This is a genomic window from Mesorhizobium silamurunense (genome assembly GCF_014843825.1).
In the GTDB taxonomy this organism is placed as follows: Bacteria; Pseudomonadota; Alphaproteobacteria; order Rhizobiales; family Rhizobiaceae; genus Mesorhizobium; species Mesorhizobium silamurunense.
On the sequence record NZ_JHQR01000482.1, the window covers coordinates 1 to 734 of the forward strand.

A 734-nucleotide genomic window follows, 5' to 3' on the forward strand; every position below is an offset into this window, starting at 1 on the left:
AGATGTTCTCCAGTCCTTCCTCGGCGATCAGGTCGAGCGAGGCGCGCAGGCCGCGCAGCAGCTGCGTGGCCGGCGTGTAGGGGAAGTAGCCGGCGTCGTTGGCGCGGATCATGTCCTCGAAGGAGAAATAGCAGTGCCGGTGGGTGGCGACCCGCGCCGCGGCAAGCGCCTTCTTGCTGACCGACAGGAAGCCGAGGCCGGCCGGCAGCATGAAGCCTTTCTGCGAGCCGCTGACGGCGCAGTCGACGCCCCACTCCTCCTGGCGGAAATCGATCGAGCCGATCGACGACACGCCGTCGACGAACAGCAGCGCAGGGTGGTTCGCGGCGTCAAGCGCGGCGCGGCAGCCGGCGACGTCGCTGATGACGCCGGTCGCGGTTTCGTTCTGGGTGCAGAAGACCGCCTTGATGCGGTGCGCCTTGTCGGCCCGCAGCCTTTCCGCATAGAGGTCGAGCGGGACGCCCGTTCCCCATTCGCAATCGATGACGTCGACGTCGAAACCGAGGCGCTCGGCCATGTCGACCCACAGATGCGAGAACTGGCCGAAGCGCGACATCAGCACCCGGTCGCCGGGGCTGAGCACGTTGGTCATGGCCGCTTCCCAGGCGCCGGTGCCCGACGATGGATAGATGAAGACGCGGCCGGTTTCGTTCTTGAACACTCGTTTGATGTCCTCGAACAGCGGCAGCGTCAGCTTGGGGAAGGAGGCGGCGCGCATATCCTCCATCGGCAGG

Annotated in this window: 1 protein-coding gene; it reads right to left on the reverse strand. The window is 66.6% G+C overall.

What is annotated here, in order from left to right; translation table 11 throughout:
- Window positions 1-733 (reverse strand): aminotransferase class V-fold PLP-dependent enzyme (locus DH10_RS36110; RefSeq protein ID WP_246811707.1); only part of this gene is annotated, 733 nt, incomplete at its 3' end.
- Window position 734 lies beyond the last annotated feature (1 nt).